Source organism: Streptomyces sp. NBC_00286, from assembly GCF_036173125.1.
Classification (GTDB): Bacteria; Actinomycetota; Actinomycetes; order Streptomycetales; family Streptomycetaceae; genus Streptomyces.
In genome coordinates this window covers 3,852,599-3,870,627 of record NZ_CP108054.1, presented here as the reverse complement: position 1 = coordinate 3,870,627, position 18,029 = coordinate 3,852,599, and the positions used below count along the sequence as shown (strand labels likewise).

Annotated in this window: 16 protein-coding genes; 8 read left to right on the top strand and 8 right to left on the bottom strand. The window is 70.4% G+C overall.

Annotated features, from left to right (window positions below):
* Window positions 1-3: 3 nt before the first annotated feature.
* From OHT21_RS17480 to OHT21_RS17470, 3 genes are all read left to right on the top strand, one after another.
* Complete coding sequence (locus tag OHT21_RS17480; protein WP_328769250.1) at window positions 4-666, top strand: ABC transporter permease; 663 nt, start codon at window positions 4-6, stop codon at window positions 664-666.
* 179 nt (window positions 667-845) lie between these two features.
* On the top strand, window positions 846-1,784 hold the full coding sequence (locus OHT21_RS17475; protein ID WP_328769249.1) for an ABC transporter substrate-binding protein: 939 nt from the start codon (window positions 846-848) through the stop codon (window positions 1,782-1,784).
* A 120-nt stretch (window positions 1,785-1,904) separates the two neighbouring features.
* Window positions 1,905-2,333: a hypothetical protein gene (locus OHT21_RS17470; RefSeq protein WP_328769248.1), complete on the top strand. Its 429-nt coding sequence runs from the start codon at window positions 1,905-1,907 to the stop codon at window positions 2,331-2,333.
* 702 nt (window positions 2,334-3,035) lie between these two features.
* Here the strand turns inward: OHT21_RS17470 and OHT21_RS17465 are convergent.
* From OHT21_RS17465 to OHT21_RS17440, 6 genes are all read right to left on the bottom strand, one after another.
* On the bottom strand, window positions 3,036-4,400 hold the full coding sequence (locus OHT21_RS17465) for an APC family permease (RefSeq protein ID WP_328769247.1): 1,365 nt from the start codon (window positions 4,398-4,400) through the stop codon (window positions 3,036-3,038).
* A gap of 117 nt (window positions 4,401-4,517) precedes the next feature.
* Entirely contained in the window at window positions 4,518-4,892 is a 375-nt protein-coding gene (locus OHT21_RS17460; protein WP_033323198.1) for a hypothetical protein, read from the bottom strand.
* 14 nt (window positions 4,893-4,906) lie between these two features.
* Window positions 4,907-5,545 carry a roadblock/LC7 domain-containing protein gene (locus OHT21_RS17455; protein WP_328769246.1) on the bottom strand — a complete coding sequence of 213 codons (639 nt, stop codon included), beginning with the start codon at window positions 5,543-5,545 and terminating at the stop codon, window positions 4,907-4,909.
* 38 nt (window positions 5,546-5,583) lie between these two features.
* A complete protein-coding gene (locus tag OHT21_RS17450; protein WP_328769245.1) occupies window positions 5,584-6,513 on the bottom strand; it encodes a hypothetical protein in 930 nt (309 codons plus the stop codon).
* On the bottom strand, window positions 6,510-6,908 hold the full coding sequence (locus tag OHT21_RS17445; protein WP_328769244.1) for a hypothetical protein: 399 nt from the start codon (window positions 6,906-6,908) through the stop codon (window positions 6,510-6,512). The genes OHT21_RS17450 and OHT21_RS17445 overlap by 4 nt, the downstream gene beginning before the upstream one ends.
* Before the next feature lie 312 nt (window positions 6,909-7,220).
* On the bottom strand, window positions 7,221-8,612 hold the full coding sequence (locus OHT21_RS17440; protein ID WP_328769243.1) for a diaminopimelate decarboxylase: 1,392 nt from the start codon (window positions 8,610-8,612) through the stop codon (window positions 7,221-7,223).
* A gap of 117 nt (window positions 8,613-8,729) precedes the next feature.
* On the opposite strand from OHT21_RS17440, the gene hutU reads away from it, so the two are divergent.
* From hutU to hutI, 4 genes are all read left to right on the top strand, one after another.
* Window positions 8,730-10,442, top strand: coding sequence for a urocanate hydratase (gene hutU / locus OHT21_RS17435; protein WP_328769242.1), 1,713 nt, complete (start codon window positions 8,730-8,732; stop codon window positions 10,440-10,442).
* A gap of 146 nt (window positions 10,443-10,588) precedes the next feature.
* A complete protein-coding gene (locus tag OHT21_RS17430) occupies window positions 10,589-11,869 on the top strand; it encodes an allantoate amidohydrolase (RefSeq protein WP_328769241.1) in 1,281 nt (426 codons plus the stop codon).
* Window positions 11,866-13,224, top strand: a complete 1,359-nt coding sequence (locus OHT21_RS17425) for a formimidoylglutamate deiminase (RefSeq protein WP_328769240.1) — start codon at window positions 11,866-11,868, stop codon at window positions 13,222-13,224. The genes OHT21_RS17430 and OHT21_RS17425 overlap by 4 nt, the downstream gene beginning before the upstream one ends.
* Window positions 13,225-13,259: 35 nt before the next feature.
* On the top strand, window positions 13,260-14,474 hold the full coding sequence (gene hutI, locus OHT21_RS17420) for an imidazolonepropionase (RefSeq protein ID WP_328769239.1): 1,215 nt from the start codon (window positions 13,260-13,262) through the stop codon (window positions 14,472-14,474).
* A 57-nt stretch (window positions 14,475-14,531) separates the two neighbouring features.
* On the opposite strand, the gene OHT21_RS17415 is transcribed toward hutI, so the two are convergent.
* Window positions 14,532-16,154 (bottom strand): RICIN domain-containing protein, encoded by a 1,623-nt coding sequence (locus OHT21_RS17415; protein WP_328769238.1) that lies wholly within the window; start codon window positions 16,152-16,154, stop codon window positions 14,532-14,534.
* Window positions 16,155-16,410: 256 nt separating this feature from the next.
* The gene (locus OHT21_RS17410; protein WP_328769237.1) at window positions 16,411-17,307 is read right to left on the bottom strand and encodes an RNA polymerase sigma factor SigF; all 897 of its coding nucleotides are present in this window, start codon (window positions 17,305-17,307) and stop codon (window positions 16,411-16,413) included.
* 297 nt (window positions 17,308-17,604) lie between these two features.
* On the opposite strand from OHT21_RS17410, the gene OHT21_RS17405 reads away from it, so the two are divergent.
* Entirely contained in the window at window positions 17,605-17,973 is a 369-nt protein-coding gene (locus OHT21_RS17405; RefSeq protein ID WP_328774125.1) for an STAS domain-containing protein, read from the top strand.
* The last annotated feature ends 56 nt before the right edge of the window (window positions 17,974-18,029 follow it).

The window sequence follows — 18,029 nt, the reverse complement described above, 5'->3', positions numbered from 1 at the left end:
CCCATGTACGAACTCTTCAAGAACCTCGGCGACTGGCTGGTCAGCGGCGAGCAGTGGTCCGGCTCCGACGGCATCGGCCACCGCCTCGCCGAACACCTCCAGTACTCCCTCCTCGCCACCCTCGTGGCCGCCGCGATCGCCCTCCCGCTCGGCCTGCTCATCGGGCACACCGGCCGCGGCGCGTTCGTCGCGATCAACCTCTCGTCCTTCGGCCGCGCGCTCCCGACCGTCGGCCTGGTCGTGCTGGTCTTCCTCGCCAGCGGACTGTCGATGTGGCCGGTGTACGTCGCACTGGTCGCCCTCGCCGTCCCGGCGATCGTCACGAACACCTACGCGGGCATGACCGCCGTCGACCCGGACGTGAAGGACGCCGCGCGCGGCCAGGGCATGCGCTGGCACCAGGTCCTCTTCCAGGTCGAGCTGCCCCTGGCGCTCCCCCTGATCATGACGGGCCTGCGCCTCGCCCTGATCCAGGTGGTGGCGACGGCCACCATCGCCGCGTACGTGTCTTTCGGCGGCCTGGGCCGGTACGTGTTCGACGGCCTGGCCCAGCGCGACCTCGTACAGGTGCTGGGCGGCGCGGTGCTGGTCGCCGTGGTCGCCGTAGCCCTGGACCTCGCCCTCTCCGCCCTCCAGCGCGCCCTCTTCCGCCACCGCCCGGCGTAGGCGCTGCCGCTGACTGCAGTTCTGAATCTGCGGGCCGTCTGTGGCTGGTCGCTCCCCCCACGCTCGAATCGAGCTCGCGCGGGGGGACCCCCATCGCGGCGGAGCCGCAAATCGATACAGCCCCGCGCCCGTTACGGGGCGCCCCCGATCTCCACAACTCCACTCAGGAGCTTCCACCCATGAATCGACGCACCCTCCTTGGCGGCCTCTTCGCCGCCGCCTCCGTCCCCGCGCTCGCCGCCTGCAGCAGTGGCATCACCTCGCTCGACGGCGAGGGCGGCGCCGGCACCGGTGGCGGATCCAGCAAGAGCGGCATCACCATCGGCACCGCCAACTTCACCGAGAACCAGGTCCTCGGCTACCTCTACGCGGCCGTACTCGACGCCGCGGGCGTCAAAACAACCGTCCGCCCCAACCTCGGCACCCGCGAGATCCTCATCCCCGCCATCAAAGGCGGCGACATCGACCTGCTTCCCGAATACCAGGGCGCGCTCCTCCACTACGTCGACCCCAAGTCGCAGGCCACCGAAGAGGGCGAGATGCAGAACGCCCTCGCGATGGCCCTGCCCGCCGGGCTCCAGGTGCTGCCGTACGGCAAGGCCGAGGACTCGGACGCGTTCGCCGTCACCCGGGAGACCGCCGAGAAGTACGGCCTCGCCTCCCTCGCCGACCTGAAGAAGCAGAACGGCAAGCTCGTCATCGGCGCCGCTCCCGAGGTGAAGACACGCGAGGTCGGCGTCGTGGGCCTTCGGGAGGTGTACGGGGTGGAGTTCAAGGAGTTCAAGTCCCTTGATTCCTCCGGCCCGTTGGTGAAGGGCGCCCTCAAGAAGGGCGACGTGGACGTGGCGAACCTCTTCACCACCGACACCGACATCCAGGAGAACAAATGGGTCGTCCTCACCGACCCCAAGAACCTGATCCCCGGCCAGCACATCGTCCCCCTGATCGCCGACCGCAGGGCCGACTCGACCGTCCGCAAGGCCCTCGCCGAACTCGGCAACGTCCTCACCACCGCGGACCTCACCGAACTCAACCGCCAGGTCGACAAGGACAAGAAGGACCCCGAGGACGTGGCGAACGCGTACGCCGAGGAGAAAGGTCTGACGGCAAAGGACTGACGGCATAGCCGCCGGGAGCCCGGCAGGGCAGCAGCCGGGTTGCGGCCGGGGGCACGGCCCAGCGCGGACAGGGGGGCTAACCCCAGTGCCAAGCGGGCCCGGGCTCCTTACGGTGAACACATGACCGGTATGGATGCCCGCGACGCCGAACTCAAAAAAGAACTCGACGCCACCCTGCACGCCCGCAGGGAACTGGGCGACGAGTACGACTCGGCGCTGGTCGACTCCTTCCTGGAGAAGGTCGAGCAGCGCATGGACGGCGCCATCGAGCGCCGGGTACGACGACAGCTCGCGGAACAGCAGATGGTGGTGGCCCGGGGCGCACGTTCCCCGCAGTCCAACGACTCCTGGGGCGAGCGCTTCGGCTTCGGCATAGTCTCCCTGGTCCTCGCGGTCCCCCTGTCCGCGATCGGCGGAGGAGTCGCGGACCTGCCCGGCCTCCTCATCGCCTGGACGGGCATCGTGGGCGTCAACGTGGTCCAAGTGTCCCGCCACACCCCACTGTTCGGCCGCGGCAGGAAGAAGTCGGACTCGGACTGGGAAGACTGACTTCCCTGCCGTGCATGGGGTGCTTGGGGTGACTCCCTCGTCGTACGGGGAGTTGCGCGCGTGGAAAAGCTATTCGCGGGGACCGCCGCACCCCCGTGAACGGGGGGCGGGACGACGGCGGTCCCCGCGAGGGACGCGGGCCGGGTCAGGGCCGGGCTTACGCGTCCATGGCGTCCATGGAGGTCCGGGAGCCGCTCCGGAGGTCCTTGGCGCCGTTCGGCGTCGGCCCGAGCGGGGAGCCGCTCCCGCCCTTGCCGACATCCACAACAGTGCCGGACCCGTGTTAAGCCGGTGCTGCGCGGACGTGACGCGCTCGTACCACTTCCGCGAAGTTCTACGCGGGCAGACGCCGGCCGCGACGTCAATCTGTTTCGCCACTTTTCACCCGATACGCGGAACTGGTCGGGCATCCACTCATCCCCCCTGCCGTACACCAAGCCGCTGCCGCGGCCTGGAACCCGTCGCGCTGGTTTGCGATGAGCCTCACACAGCGGCGGGCCGCGATTGCCAAGGTGCTGGAATCGGTGATCGTCCTGCCGCTCCCGCCCGGACGATCGCGCCGCGCTCCGTTTGACCCCGGACTACTGCGGATCAATCCTGTAGGCGGGGCGTGAAGGATCACCATGGGTGTCGCCGCCTCGGCCCGCGGGCGGGGCAGCGGAGAGGCGAGGTCGGCGACACTTGCCTTGGTCTGCGGGGCTCTTAAGCCTCGCCCCGTACCCGAAGCACCAGCTTGTTCACCGTCCACAAGCTCACGCCGATCGCCAGCAGTACCGCGGCGCGGATGTACACGTCCGCCGGGCGGTCGGCCAGGGGGCTGGCCAGGATCAGGGCGGTGATCGCGCCCAGGACCGGGAGGAACGTGGGGGTGCGGAAGTGGGCGTGGTCCACGGGGTCGCGGCGGAGGACCAGAACCGCGATGTTGACCACGGCGAAGACGCACAGCAGGAGGAACGCCGTGGTGTCGCCCAGGCCCTCGATCTCGCCCGTGGAGACCAGGCCGATCGCGAGCAGGGTGACGAAGACGATGCCGACCACGGGGGTGCGGCGGCGGCGCAGGACGCGGCCCATGCCACGGGGCAGGATGCGTTCGTTGGCCATGCCGTAGCACAGGCGCGAGGCCATCATGATGTTGATCAGCGCGGAGTTGGTGACGGCGAACAGCGCGATGAGCGCGAAGAGTTTGTGCGGGAAGTCGACGCCGCCCGCCTTCACGACCTCAAGAAGCGGTCCGCTGGACCCCTCCAGCACCTTGTGGTCGACCAGGAGCGACGATACGAGCGCCACCAGCACGTAGATCGTGCCCGTCACCGCCACTCCGATGAAGATCGCCCGCGGGAAGGTCCGTACGGGATCCTTCGTCTCCTCCGCCATGTTGACCGAGTCCTCGAAGCCCACGAAAGCGAAGAAGCCCAGCGCCGTGGCCCCCAACACGCTGGTGATCAGGGCGTATCCGGTGCCGCTCGCCTCGAACTCGCCCAGCCGGGACGGCTCGCCGTCCCCCGTCAGCACGGCGTACGCGCCGATCGCGAGGATGATCGCCAGGCCCGTCAGCTCGACCAGGGTCAGGACGACGTTCGTCTTCACCGACTCCGAAACGCCCCGCAGGTTCAGGGCGGCGAGGATCAGGATGAAACAGATGGCGATGAGCGTCGGCGGGAGGGCGTCCCCCGTCAGCTCGGAGAGATAGTCGCCGCTGAACGCGCGGGCCGCCGCACTCGCGGACGACAGGCCCGAGGCCATCACCATGAAGGCGACGATGAAGGTGATGAACGGGACCTTGAAGGCCTTCTGCGTGTAGAGGGCCGCCCCGGCCGCCTTCGGGTACTTGCCGACGAGTTCGACGTACGACGCCGCCGTCAGGATCGCCACGACGAAGCCGATGACGAACGGCAGCCACAACGCCCCGCCGACCTTCCCCGCGACGGCGCCGGTCGTGGCGTAGATGCCGGTCCCCAGAATGTCGCCGATCACGAACAGGACCAGCAGTTTGGGGCCGATGGCGCGCTTGAGCCCCGGTTCCTCGGCGGGCGACTGCGCGCCCGTGGTGGTTTCGGTGGTGGACAAGAGAACCTCCCCCGGTCGGTGATCCGTCCGGGGGAGTTCTGCCCGGTCGTGTGGCCGGGATGCGTGCGGGTGCGATTCTCAGAGCTTCACCTGAGGTTCCGTCAGACCGTCAGGCCGTCAGACCTCCAGGTCCGCCTCGATCTTCTTCAACTGGTGGCGCGCCATCGCCAGGTTGGCCCGCTTGGAGTCGAGGACCAGATAGAGGAAGAGGCCGTTGCCGCCGCGGCCGGTGAGCAGGCGGATCAGGTGGTACTGGTCGGACAGGGTGATCAGGATGTCCTCGATCTCTCCCTTCAGGCCCAGGTGTTCCATGGTGCGGAGCTTGGCCCGTACGACATCGGTGTTGCCGGCGGCGGCGACGTTGAGGTCGAAGCTCTTGCTGCCGCCCAACGTGCCCAGCGCCATGCCGCTGGTGTAGTCGACGAGCGCGGCTCCGGTCGCGCCCTCTATGGAGGCGAGGGCTTCCTTCAGCGTGGTTTCGGTGTTGGCCATGGTGTGCGGTCCTCTCAACTCTCGTTGGTGGTAGGGGTGTTGGTGGTGGTTCGGCCGGTGGTCCGGCTGGTGCTCCGCCCGTTTGCCTGTGCGCTGCCTGCGGTCTGCGCGGCTCGCGAGGCGGCCTGTGCGGTCTGTGTGGTCCGTGGGGTTCTGGCTCGTGGGGGCTTTGTGGGGCGCGTCGGAAGTGCGGACTTGTCCGTGGTCGGGGAGGGGGCCCGGGACTGGGCCTTGCCCACGGCGGTGGCTCCGGCGGTGCGGGGAGGTGGAGTCGCCCGGGCCGTTGCCGCGTCGGCCAGCTCGCCGATACGGGTCGCGGCGCGTCGTCCCTCCAGGTGCAGGCGTCCGACGTTGACCCGGTCCTGCGCCAGCAGTGTCAGTACGGCCGAGGAGCCGGCCGAGTACGTCGCCACGTAGCCGTGCGTGCCGCGGACGAGCAGCTCGCGGAGGTCGCCCCGGCCGGTGGCGTCCGCCAGCCGCACGGCGACGCCGAGTGCGGCGGCGGTCAGCGCGGCCAGGCCCTCCGGTTCCACGCCCGGGGTGTCCTGGGCGATGACCAGGCCGTCGACGCTGGCCGCGAGCGCGCCGGTCAGCTGGGGTACACGGGCCCGTAACCGGTGGAGTTCGTCGAGGACTTCGGCCTCCGCCGCCATGAGCAGTCTCCTCTCGGCACGCTGTCGAAGCGCGCGGATCACAGGGCCTCCAGGGCGTCTCTCAGGCGGCGCAGCAGAGCGACGTCGGGGTCGGCCGAAGATTGGATGAGCAGGGCTGACGCGGGGTCCAGGGCGGGCGGCGGGTGCTCGGGGGCCGGGTCCGCTCGGAGTGGCCCCGGTGGCTCGGGTAGCCGGGGCGTTTGGGATGCCTGGGACCGCCGGGACTGCTGGTGCGCCATGACCGCCTTGGGCTTCTTGGGCGGCTGGGAAGCCGTCGTCACGATGCCCGCCGTGGCGAGCCTGCGCAGTTCGACCAGGGTGTGGAAGGCGGGGCGGCCCAGGGCGAGCGAGATGTCGGCGGCCGTGCGGACCCCGTTGACCTCGTCGAGTACCGCTTCCTGGCGGGCCGGGACCGGCGGCTCGGCGGCACGGTCGGTCCGTACCAGCGGTGCGGTGTCCGTCGCCGGGTCGGGCCAGATGCGGTGCAGCAGCTCACGGCGGCGCAGGGTCTCGCGCTCCAGCGCGGCCACCGGTACGGGGCGTACCGGCCCGAGCCAGTGCGCGGCCTCGTACCGAAAGCGCGCCGGGGCGCTGGACGGCCCCAGAACGAAGTACGCCGCGTCGAACAGCGCCGCCACATGGCACAGCTCCAGCACGCCCTCGGCGACCCGGCCGCTGTCGACCAGAAACCGCCCGACCTGCCCATCCGCCCCGGCCCGCGCGACCGCCTCCCGCCAAGCCCCGTCGTCCAGAACGCCGCCGGTGGTGAGCAGCACGTCGAGCCCCGGACTCTCCGGGCTCTCGGCGTAGGTGACCTGGCCGTCGATGAGATGGAGCGCGCCGCGCTCGCGCAGCAGTACCCCGGTGGCACGCTCCTCGGCGAGCCGGCGCAGCATCGGCGAGACGCCGGGGCCGAACGAGCGGCGCCGCAAGGGCAGTCGGGGCGGAGGCGTGCTGACCACGGTCATCCCAGCACCAGCCGTCCGGCCATCTCGCCGAGCCGTATGCGGGCCAGCGCGAGGTTGCCGTCGGAGCGGGCCAGCCACAGGTGCAGGAAGACGCTGCTGTCGAAGCTCGTCGCCACGAACCGCAGGACGTGGTACGTGTCGACGTTGCTGATGATCAAGTCCTCGACCGGCGGGTCCTGCGCTGCCTGGCCCGGTCCCGCCTCCGGTGCGAACGCCCGGTGCTCCGCCGCGAGCCGCGCCAACTCCGCCGCCTCCGCCGCGGTCGTCTCGTGGTCACCGCCCGGGGCGTCCCCGACCGTGCCCAGTGCCAGGCCGCTGGTCCAGTCGACCACCGCGGCGCCCAGGGCACCGGGCAGCCTCATGGCCTCCAGCAGACACTCGTCGATTCCGGGCACCTGGGCTCCCCTCCCGCCTCGGGTACGGCTCGGTGACGAAGAAGCTACGCACCGTGTGCGCGAGAGGTGAGCGTTCTGGCATTTTCCAGCGGAACATGCGCCCGCTGACTAAGGTGGGTCAACTGTCCTTGTGGTGGGGTGCGTTGATGCCCGGGCGGCCATCGGTGGTCTGACGTGGGCGGATGGCTCCGGGCGCCGGGTCCGGAACCGCGTGCCACCGCGTCAATCCGGCGCCCACACATGGCTGAGTTGAAGCACGGCGCACGCTCGTGCGCCGGGGCACGAGCGTGCGCCGAGCGCCGTCTCCGGTGACTACAGCTCCGACAGACCGCCCACATGGCCCCCGCCCGACTCCGCCACGATCTCCTCCAGCGTCTGCGGAGTCCGCACGGTCGCGAACCGCACCCCGCCTGCCCCGTCCGGCCCGAACCCGTAAATCCCCGGCCGCGGAAGCGAGTTGTACGCGTAATGGTGCGCGAAGTTGTACGCCCCCGTGTCCAGCGCGGCCACGTAGTCGCCCTGTTCGAGCAGCGGCAGCGCACGCCCCTCTGCCAGCAGGTCACCCGCGAAACAGGCGGGACCCGCCACGTCCTGCACGACCTCGGGCCCGGCCTTGGGGCGCCCCTTCGCGTCGTACGCCTCCACCCGCAGCGGCCACGTCGCCGGCGCGTACACCGTGCGGGTCGCCACCTGCACGCCCGCGTGCGTCACCGCGATCGCGCGCCCGCCAGCCGTCTTCGCGTACTCGACCCGTGCCAGCGTCACCCCGTGCTTGGCGAGCAGTGACCGCCCGAACTCCGTGACCAGCCCGTACCGTCCGTCGAACAGCCCCGGCACGGTACGGGCCAGCAGCCGCGCGTACTCCGCGTAGGCCGGGCTCTGCGCCTCCGAGGCATAGTTCACCGGCAGCCCGCCGCCGATGTCGAGCGTGTCGATCTGCCGGCGACCGGCGCGCTCGTTGATCTCCTCGGCGAGCTCGTACGTCTGCGCCGCCCCCCGCGCCAGCAGCTCCAGCGGTATCCCCTGCGAACCGGAGTGCGCGTGCAGCCGGGTCAGCCACGGCCGGTCCAGATACGCCCGTACGACCCACTCGCGCGCCCCCTCGTCCCGCAGCGCCACCCCGAACTTCGAGGTCGCCGTCGCCGTGGACAGCGCCTCGATCGAACCCCCGCCGACCTGCGGGTTCACCCGCAGTCCGATAGGTGACCGGGTGGCCGCCGACTGGACCAGGCCGTCGATACGGGCCAGTTCCTGCGGGTTGTCCGCGTTGACCGCGATACCGAGCGCCAGCGCCTCCCGCAGCTCCGCCGGGGTCTTGGCCGGGGAGTCGAGGACCGTACGGGACGGGGGCACCCCGGCCGCGCGGGCCAGAGCCAGTTCGCCGGCGCTCGCCACCTCCGCGCCGAGGCCCTCCTCGTGCAGCAGCCGCAGTACCGGCACGAGCGGGGTCGCCTTCACCGCGAACGCGTGCAGCACCGGCGTGCCCGGTGCGACCACCGCGTCGAAGGCCGCGCGCAGTGCCGCCGCCGAGCTGCGGATGCCGGTGATGTCGAGGAGCCCGACGAGGGGAGTGGCGGGGCCTACGAGCCCCTGTTCCACGACCGCGCGGACGGCGTCGTCCCGTCGCGCGGCCCCGTTTGCCGCCGTATCCGCCGCGTCCTGCGCCTCGCCCGATGGGTGCGTGTCCCCTGTGTATGCCGTCATGGATTCCAGCCAAACACCCGTACGGCGCCGACGCCGACGCAGGGGGCGTATTGACTAGTTCTATTCATCAAGCCAGGATGTGAATATCTCCGCAATCAGCCCGCCGGGAGGCAGCCCATGTCAGGACCACTCCCACCCGTCTCCCACCACCACCCTCAAACGAGGCCCTACGGGCCGCCCCCCAGTCCCATACGAGCACCGCGCGGTACGGAACTGAGCGCCCTGGGATGGCAGCAAGAAGCCGCCCTGCGGATGCTGCAGAACAACCTGGACCCCGAGGTCGCCGAGCACCCCGACAAGCTCGTCGTCTACGGCGGCACCGGCAAGGCCGCCCGCGACTGGCGCTCCTTCGACGCCATGGTCCGTACGCTGCGCACCCTCAAGCAGGACGAGACGATGCTCGTCCAGTCCGGCCGCCCGGTCGGCGTCATGCAGACCCACGAGTGGGCGCCGCGCGTGCTCATCGCCAACTCGAACCTCGTGGGCGACTGGGCGAACTGGGAGGAGTTCCGGCGCCTGGAGCAGCTCGGACTCACCATGTACGGCCAGATGACGGCCGGTTCGTGGATCTACATCGGTACGCAGGGCATCCTGCAGGGCACCTACGAGACGTTCGCCGCGGTCGCCGCGAAGCGGTTCGGGGGTTCGCTCGCCGGGACGATCACGCTCACCGCCGGACTCGGTGGCATGGGTGGCGCCCAGCCGCTCGCCGTGACGATGAACGACGGCGTCGCGATCTGTATCGACTGTGACCCGCGGGCCATCGAGCGCCGTATCGAGCACCGGTACCTGGACGTACGGGCCGACTCCCTCGAGCACGCCCTCCAACTGGCCGTGGAGGCGCGCGACGCCCGCCGTCCGCTGTCGATCGGGCTGCTCGGCAACGCCGCCGAACTGCTGCCGCGCATGCTCGCCGAGGGCGCCCCCGTCGACATCGTGACCGACCAGACCTCGGCCCACGATCCGCTGTCCTATCTGCCGCTCGGCGTGGACTTCGACGACATGGCCTCGTACGCGGCCAAGGACCCGGCGGGCTTCACCACCCGTGCCCGCGAGTCCATGGCCCGGCATGTAGAGGCCATGGTCGGCTTCATGGACGCCGGTGCCGAGGTCTTCGACTACGGCAACTCCATCCGTGGCGAGGCCCAACTCGTCGGCTATGAGCGGGCGTTCGCCTTCCCCGGCTTCGTGCCCGCCTACATCCGGCCGCTGTTCTGCGAGGGCAAGGGCCCCTTCCGGTGGGCCGCGCTGTCCGGTGAGGCCTCGGACATCGCCAAGACCGACAAGGCGATCCTCGACCTCTTCCCCGAGAACGAATCCCTCCACCGCTGGATCAAGATGGCCGGTGAGCGGGTGCACTTCCAGGGGCTTCCGGCTCGGATCTGCTGGCTCGGGTACGGGGAGCGGGACCGGGCGGGGGAGCGGTTCAACGACATGGTCGCGAGCGGTGAGTTGCAGGCCCCGCTCGTCATCGGCCGCGACCATCTCGACAGCGGCTCCGTGGCCTCCCCGTACCGCGAGACCGAAGCCATGCTGGACGGCTCCGACGCCATCGCCGACTGGCCGCTGCTGAACGCCATGGTGAACATCGCGTCGGGGGCGTCCTGGGTCTCCCTTCACCACGGGGGCGGAGTGGGGATGGGGCGGTCCATCCATGCGGGTCAGGTGTCCGTGGCCGACGGCACGGCGCTGGCCGGGGAGAAGATTCGCCGGGTGCTGACGAATGACCCGGGGATGGGTGTCATCCGGCATGTGGACGCCGGGTACGACATCGCGGCGTCGGTGGCGGATGAGCGGGGCGTGCGGGTGCCTATGCGGGAGGGCGAGTGAGCTTGCCTGCCGGTGGGGGGCGGGATTCTTCCCCAACCCCGCCCCTTCCCGAAACCGGGGCCTCCGCCCCTGGGCCCCGCTGGGGCTCCGCCCCAGACCCCGATCGGCCTGAACGGCCTCGTCCTCAAACGCCGGACGGGCTGAATGTGGCTGAGCCTGGCTCGAAGGTTGAGCAAGCCTCAGCCCTAGTCGGCAAGCGGCCTGCCTCTTCCTCGTTCCACGAGATGTGGCTTGACCTCAGCCCCATCGGGCGCCACCCCGCCTCCGGTGGCTACCGGCGGTTCGCCTGGACCGGGGCCGATGTCGAGTGTCGGGCCTGGTTCGAGGCGCAGGCCCGGGCTCGAGGGCTTGCCTACGAGGTGGACCGGAACGGGAATCAGTGGGCCTGGCTCGGGGATCCCGCTGCCGGGGGCGCTGTCGTCACTGGGTCCCATCTCGACTCCGTCCCCGATGGCGGTGCCTTCGATGGCCCCCTCGGTGTCGTGTCCTCCTTCGCCGCTCTGGACGAACTGCGGAGCAGGAACGTGCAGTTCAGCAAGCCCCTCGCCATCGTGAACTTCGGGGACGAGGAAGGGGCTCGGTTCGGGCTGGCCTGTGTCGGGTCGCGGCTCGCGGCCGGAGAGCTCACCGTCGAGCAGGCACATCGGCTCAAGGACGCCGACGGTGTCAGCCTGCCGACGGCGATGGAGGGTGCCGGGTACGACCCGGACGCCATCGGGCCGGACCCCGAGCGGCTTGCCCGGATCGGGGCGTTCGTCGAGCTGCATGTCGAGCAGGGGCGTGCCCTTGACCTGACCGGCGACTGTGTCGGGATCGCCAGCGCCATCTGGCCGCATGGGCGGTGGCGGTTCGACTTCCGGGGTGAGGCCAACCATGCGGGGACCACTCGGCTCGTGGACCGCCGCGACCCCATGCTGTCGTACGCGGAGACCGTGCTCGCGGCCCGTCGCGAGGCCCAACTCGCCGGTGCCGTCGCCACCTTCGGCAAGATCTCCGTCGAGCCGAACGGTGTGAACGCCATCCCCTCCCTCGTCCGCGGCTGGCTCGACTCCCGCGCTGCGGACCAGGCGAGCCTCGACACCGTCGTCAGCGGCATCGAGCGGGCGGCTCGCGAGTACGCCGACGCGCACGGCATCGAACTCGACGTCGTCCGCGAGTCGTTCACCCCCGTCGTCGAGTTCGACCACGCCCTGCGCGACGAACTCGCCCGCATCCTGGGAACCGGCACGGATCTCAAGGTTCCCGTCCTCGGCACCGGCGCCGGGCACGACGCCGGCATCCTCTCCGGGAGCATCCCGACCGCCATGCTGTTCGTGCGCAACCCCACCGGCGTCTCGCACTCCCCGGCCGAGTACGCCACCGAGGACGACTGCGTGGCCGGGGTACTCGCCCTGGCCGACGTACTGGAAGGGCTGGCTTGCACATGACCCACCCACACGCCCGCCCCCGCACGCAGACGTACTGGCTGGAGCACGCCTGGCTCGACTCGTTCGTCGAGCCAGGCGTGGCCGTCGAGGTCGCCGACGGCCGGATCGCGGCCGTCCGTACGGGCATCGACACTCCGCCGCCGGGCGCCGAGGTTCTCCGCGGGCTGACGATCCCCGGTCTCGCGAACGCCCACTCGCATGCTTTTCACCGCGCTCTACGCGGCACCGTCCAGGTCGGTTCCGGGACTTTCTGGACCTGGCGCGAGGTCATGTACGCCACCGCCGACCGGCTGACCCCGGAGACGTACCACGCCCTCGCCCGCGCGGTGTACGCCGAGATGGCGTTCGCCGGCATCACCTGCGTCGGCGAGTTCCACTACGTCCACCACGCCCCCGGCGGCACCCCCTACGCCGACCCCAACGCGATGGGCGAGGCGCTCATCGACGCCGCCGCCGAAGCCGGTATCCGTATCACCCTCCTCGACACCGCCTACCTTTCTTCCGGCTTCGGACAGCCGCCCGACACCCACCAGCTGCGCTTCTCCGACGGGAGCGCGGACGCCTGGGCGGAACGCTGTTCAGTTCTCAAGGACCGGGATCACCTGCGGATCGGTGCGGCCATCCACTCCGTACGGGCCGTGCCCGCGCGGGAGTTGGCCACGGTGGCGCGCTGGGCCGAGGAGCGGCGGGCCCCGCTCCATGTGCACCTGTCCGAGCAGACGGCGGAGAACGACGCCTGCCGGGCCGCGCACGGCTGCACCCCCACCCGGCTGCTCGCCGACCACGGTGTGCTCGGCCCGCGCACGACGGGCGTCCACAACACCCACCTCACCGACGAGGACATCGCGCTGCTCGGCGACTCCACGACCGGCACGTGCATGTGCCCCACCACCGAACGCGACCTCGCCGACGGCATCGGACCTGCCGCCGCCCTGCAGAAGGCCGGCTCGCCGCTCTCCCTCGGCTCTGACAGCCACGCCGTCATCGACCTGCTCGAAGAGGCGCGCGCGATGGAGCTGAACGAGCGCCTGCGCACCCGTACACGCGGTCACTGGACGGCTGCCGCCCTCCTCCGGGCGGCCTCGGCGGGCGGCCACGCCGCCCTCGGCTGGGACGACGCGGGCACCATCGAGACCGGCGCGCTCGCCGACCTCACGACGATCGCGCTCGACTCGGTCAGAACAGCGGGGCCGCTGCCAAGGCTTGGCGCCGAGACGGCCGTATTCGCCGCGACAGCGGCGGACGTACGGCACACGATCGTGGCCGGACGGCACGTCGTACGAGACGGGGTCCACACGCTCGTACCCGATGTGCCGCAAGCCCTCGCGCAGGCAGTCGAAGCCCTGCGCGCCTGACGACGACCGCCGAACCGCGCCCCCGCGAGGACGACATGAGCAGCCCGACGAGCATCCCCACAAGCAGTCCGACGAGCAGCCCGACCACCGTCATCACGAACATCGCCAGCCTGGTCACCAACGACCCCTCCCTCGGTGACAATTCCCCCCTTGGTCTGATCCAGGACGCGGCCGTCGTCATCGAAGGCGACCGCGTCGCATGGACCGGTGAATCAAGGAAAGCACCCGCCACTGACAATCGGGTCGACGCGGGCGGCCGGGCGGTGATCCCGGGCTTCGTCGACTCCCACTCGCACCTGGTCTTCGCGGGCGACCGCACGCAGGAGTTCAACGCCCGTATGTCGGGACGGCCCTACAGCGCGGGCGGTATCCGTACGACGGTGGCCGCGACGCGCGCGGCGAGCGACGCGGAACTGGAGCGCAACCTCACCCGTTACCTCACCGAGGCCCTCCGCCAGGGCACCACCACCTTCGAGACCAAGTCCGGCTACGGCCTCACCGTCGACGACGAGTCCCGCGCCCTGCGCATCGCGTCCCGGCACACGGACGAGGTCACGTACATGGGCGCGCACATCGTGTCCCCCGACTACGCCGACGACCCGGCGGCGTACGTAGCCCTCGTCACCGGCGACATGCTCAACGCCTGTGCCCCGTACGCCCGTTGGATCGACGTCTTCTGCGAGAAGGGCGCCTTCGACGGTGACCAGGCCCGCGCGATCCTCACGGCGGGCAAGGCGGCGGGCCTGCACCCGCGTATCCACGCCAACCAGCTCTCGTACGGCCCCGGCGTCCAGCTCGCCGTCGAACTCGACGCCGCGAGCGCCGACCACTGCACCCACCTCACCGACGCGGACGTGGACGCCCTGGCGAACAGCCGGACCGTCGCCACGCTGCTCCCCGGCGCCGAGTTCTCCACCCGCGCCGAGTGGCCGAACGCCCGCCGCCTCCTCGACGCCGGCGTCACGGTCGCCCTCTCCACGGACTGCAACCCGGGCTCGTCCTTCACCTCCTCCGTCCCGTTCTGTATCGCGCTGGCGGTACGGGACATGGGGATGACACCGGACGAGGCGCTCTGGTCGGCGACTGCCGGCGGCGCGGCAGCCCTCCGCCGCACGGACATCGGCCACCTCACTCCGGGCGCGTACGCCGACCTGGCCTTCCTCGACGCACCGAGCCATGTGCATCTGGCGTACCGCCCGGGCGTACCGCTGGTCGGCGAGGTGTGGCGGCGAGGCGTCCGCGAGGTCTGATCAGCACGAGACCAGCACGAGATCGGCACGAGACCAGGTGTGACATCAGTTGCGGCATCAGGCGGGAGCCGCCCCCGCCGTCCACCGCTGCTCGTCCCGCCCCTGCGCCGGAATCAGGAACAGGCGGTTCCCGTACGCGGTCACCGCGTGGTCCGGGGCGATCGCCGGGCGGATCACACCGTCGCCGCCCACGGTGAACGTCAGGTTCCGGCCGTTGGGGCCGTAGACCGCGTCGCACTCCCAGATGCCGAGGCCACGGCTGACGGAGCCACGGCTGTCCAGGCAGTAGCCGGGGTATGCGTACGACTGCAGCACGCCACGCCCGGAGTCGACCCGCCACCGTTGGTCGCGAGAGGACGTGCAGGTGGCCGCGTCGACGTCCGTGCCGTTCTGCGGGGCGCCGTCGATGTCCAGGCACAGGCCCGACCCGGCGTTCACCACCTGGGCGTAGGCGCCGTTGGGCGGGTGGGGTGCGGGGGGTTTCGGCTTCTCGGGAGTGGGCGAGGGGCGCGGCGTCCTGGAAGGCTGTGGGGGCTTCGAAGTCTTCGTCGGTTCAGGGGACTTGGTCCTGCGCGTCGGTGAAGGCGACGGGGACGACGTCGCCGAGATCGTCGGCGTCACCGTCACCGCGGGCGGCCGCGTGGGTGGGGGTACGGAGTTGGCGGCGCGTTGGGGCTGCGAACTGTTCGACGAGAGCAGGTACATCAGCAGGGGAGCCACCGCGATGCCGAGCGCCGCCGAGGCGAGCCCGAAGCGTCGCGACGGCAGCCAGGCCGCTGCCGCAGTGGTCCGGGTCCGGGAGTGCCTGGCAGTCCGGGCGCGCCGGGAAGCACGACCAGGCGCGGTGGATCCGTCCGAGGCGTAAGCCGCGCCGCCCCACACCAGCAACCCGTCGGCCGACGCGGTGCGCGGGGTGTCCCGCAGCGCGCACTGCTCCTCGTACGCGGCGGCGCAGTGCGCGCACTGCGAGATGTGGGCGTCCAGATCCATTCCGTACCGCGGATGCTCGGGGCGTACCGCCTCCTCGATCAGTCGCCGGAAGCCCTGGCAGCGCGGATCGCCGGAGTTGGCCAGCCGGGCCTTCAGACAGGCCTGGCGCAGCGACTGGAAGGCCGACTCCTTCCCGTACGTCACGTCCTGCGGCGTGAATCCCAGGTAGACGGCCGCTCCGGCGTCGGGCTCCTCGTCCACGACCGTGTACCAGACGAGGCCCTGGACACGCGTCGGAAGGCCCTGGAACGCGGCGAGCATCGGCGGTTCGCGGTCGTCGGCACTCGTCTCGCGCAGGTGGGTCAGCAGGTCCGGATGGAGGCGGTTGCCGCGGTCGTCGGTGGCCCATGCGGCGGCCACGCGCGTGACCAGCAACAGAAGCTTGTGCCGCCACGGTCCGCGCGGCTCGACGCCGCGCGCCGTCTCGCGGGCGGCCAGCGCGAACGCCTGGGCCGTGAGCCGACGTGCGCCGGGCTCGTCCATGGCACACAGCCGCGCGTACGCCAGCACGGCGGGCCGGTGCCGCAGGCGCAGCTCGCGCAGCGCGGGGTACGCGGTGGCGGTGTCGGCGCGTATCAGCGCGGTGAGCTGTGTGTCGGGCGTGCTGGTGTGCGGGCCGGCGCCCGCGCTCGCCTTCGCGCCTGCCGTTGTTCCTGCGTGGTTCTCGTCGCCCTGATGCGCCCGAGTCATCCCCGTTCCCCCCTCTTGCCCCCGCCTTCGCCACCGTCGGCACCTCGGCGTACCGATTGGTATGGGGTGGGGTCATAGTGGTGGGAAGAGGTCGAAGAGGGTAGGGGTTTCCGCCAGTAACGATGTTTGCGTGGCTTGTTTGTGATGATGGCGCCCGCCGAGCCCCGCTCAGCGGGACCTCGTGCGGGCGCCATCAACAAGCTTCACCGTCACGTGCGTTGGGGCCACCTCTGGTGGCCACACCTGCGGCGGAGCGCTACTCCTCGACCGTCAGGCCTCTCCGGAGGCGTACCAGCGTGCGGGACAGCAGGCGGGAGACGTGCATCTGGGAGATGCCCAGCTCATCGCCTATCTCGGACTGCGTCATGTTGGCGACGAAGCGGAGGGAGAGGATCTTCCGGTCGCGGGAAGGGAGTTCGGCGATCAGGGGCTTCAGGGACTCGACGTACTCGATGCCTTCCAGGCCGTGGTCCTCGTAGCCGATGCGGTCGGCCAGGGCGCCTTCGGAGTCGTCCTCCTCCGGCTGGGCGTCGAGTGAAGATGCGGTGTAGGCGTTGGACGCGGCCATGCCCTCGACGACCTCGTCGTTCGACAGGCCCAGACGATCCGCCAGCTCTCCCACTGTCGGAGCGCGATCGAGTTGCTGGGCCAGCTCGTCGCCGGCCTTGGCCAGGTCCAGGCGGAGTTCCTGGAGTCGGCGGGGTACGCGCACCGACCAACTGGTGTCGCGGAAGAAGCGCTTGATCTCGCCGACGATGGTCGGCATGGCGAAGGTCGGGAACTCCACGCCACGGCTGAGCTCGAAGCGGTCGATCGCCTTGATCAGGCCGATCGTGCCGACCTGGATGATGTCCTCCATCGGCTCGCTGCGGGAGCGGAACCGGGAGGCGGCGAACTTCACCAGAGCGAGGTTCAGTTCGACCAGGGTGTTGCGTACATAGGAGTACTCGTGCGTGCCTTCTTCCAGGGATTCCAGCCGCTCGAAGAGGGTCTTGGACAGGGCCCGTGCGTCCACCGGCCCCACCTCGTCGTACGGCGGGATCTCCGGAAGGCCGGCGAGTCCGTCGAAGTCCTCCTCGACGAGATCCGCCTGTTCTGGAGAAGGTGTCGACGTCGCCTGGGGGGTCTGCGATGCGTCGAGCCGGGGTGACATGATGTCCTCCATCGTTCTCGGCATATGGCCGCCGATGCCAATACGTGCACTGCGGTGTGCGGCGCCTCCAAAGCCGGCCGTGTTGATTCGTGTCCCTACTAGCCCTACCCGCTTTCGTCAGCCCTCCGCAAGTGCGCTTGCTGAAGAAATGTCCCATTCTGAGCGGGTATTCGGGTGTGGCAAGGTCGTAGAGAGGTCGTAGGGAAGGAACCGCACGGCAGGAGTCGTGGTCGTGGGGAAGGCGTAGTGTTCAAGAGCGTCAGTCATCAGCCACGACGGTCGGAAGAGAGAGACGGCATGGACCGCGGGACGGTCGGCAGCGCACAATCGGGCCGGCTTCTGGTCGAGGTGCGGGAAGAGGGCTCAAGCGCCGTCGTGACCCCGGCGGGTGAGTTGGATCACCACACCGCCGATCTGCTGCGAGTGCCGCTCGAGGATTGCCTCGAGCGCGGGTTCGCACGCCTCGTCGTGGACTGTTCGCGGCTCGAGTTCTGCGACTCCACCGGGCTGAACGTGTTGCTCGGCGCCAGACTCAAAGCCGAGGACGCGGGCGGCGGGGTCCATCTGGCCGGGATGCTTCCGGTGGTGGCCCGGGTGTTCGAGATCACCGGTGCGGCAGCCGTCTTCACTGTGCACGACACGCTCGATGCGGCGCTGCGCGAGTGATCGCCCGGTGCATGACACGCTCGGCGCTCTCTGTGTCCTCGATGCGTTCCGCGTGA

Coding starts and splice junctions, on each gene's coding strand:
- OHT21_RS17480 (WP_328769250.1), top strand. CDS start 4: ATGTACGAACTCTTCAAGAACCTCGGCGACTGGCTGGTCAGCGGCGAG.
- OHT21_RS17415 (WP_328769238.1), bottom strand. CDS start 16,154: ATGACTCGGGCGCATCAGGGCGACGAGAACCACGCAGGAACAACGGCA.
- OHT21_RS17470 (WP_328769248.1), top strand. CDS start 1,905: ATGACCGGTATGGATGCCCGCGACGCCGAACTCAAAAAAGAACTCGAC.
- OHT21_RS17440 (WP_328769243.1), bottom strand. CDS start 8,612: ATGACGGCATACACAGGGGACACGCACCCATCGGGCGAGGCGCAGGAC.
- OHT21_RS17475 (WP_328769249.1), top strand. CDS start 846: ATGAATCGACGCACCCTCCTTGGCGGCCTCTTCGCCGCCGCCTCCGTC.
- OHT21_RS17450 (WP_328769245.1), bottom strand. CDS start 6,513: ATGACCGTGGTCAGCACGCCTCCGCCCCGACTGCCCTTGCGGCGCCGC.
- OHT21_RS17410 (WP_328769237.1), bottom strand. CDS start 17,307: ATGTCACCCCGGCTCGACGCATCGCAGACCCCCCAGGCGACGTCGACA.
- hutI (WP_328769239.1), top strand. CDS start 13,260: ATGAGCAGCCCGACGAGCATCCCCACAAGCAGTCCGACGAGCAGCCCG.
- OHT21_RS17405 (WP_328774125.1), top strand. CDS start 17,605: ATGGACCGCGGGACGGTCGGCAGCGCACAATCGGGCCGGCTTCTGGTC.
- OHT21_RS17460 (WP_033323198.1), bottom strand. CDS start 4,892: ATGGCCAACACCGAAACCACGCTGAAGGAAGCCCTCGCCTCCATAGAG.
- hutU (WP_328769242.1), top strand. CDS start 8,730: ATGTCAGGACCACTCCCACCCGTCTCCCACCACCACCCTCAAACGAGG.
- OHT21_RS17425 (WP_328769240.1), top strand. CDS start 11,866: ATGACCCACCCACACGCCCGCCCCCGCACGCAGACGTACTGGCTGGAG.
- OHT21_RS17455 (WP_328769246.1), bottom strand. CDS start 5,545: ATGGCGGCGGAGGCCGAAGTCCTCGACGAACTCCACCGGTTACGGGCC.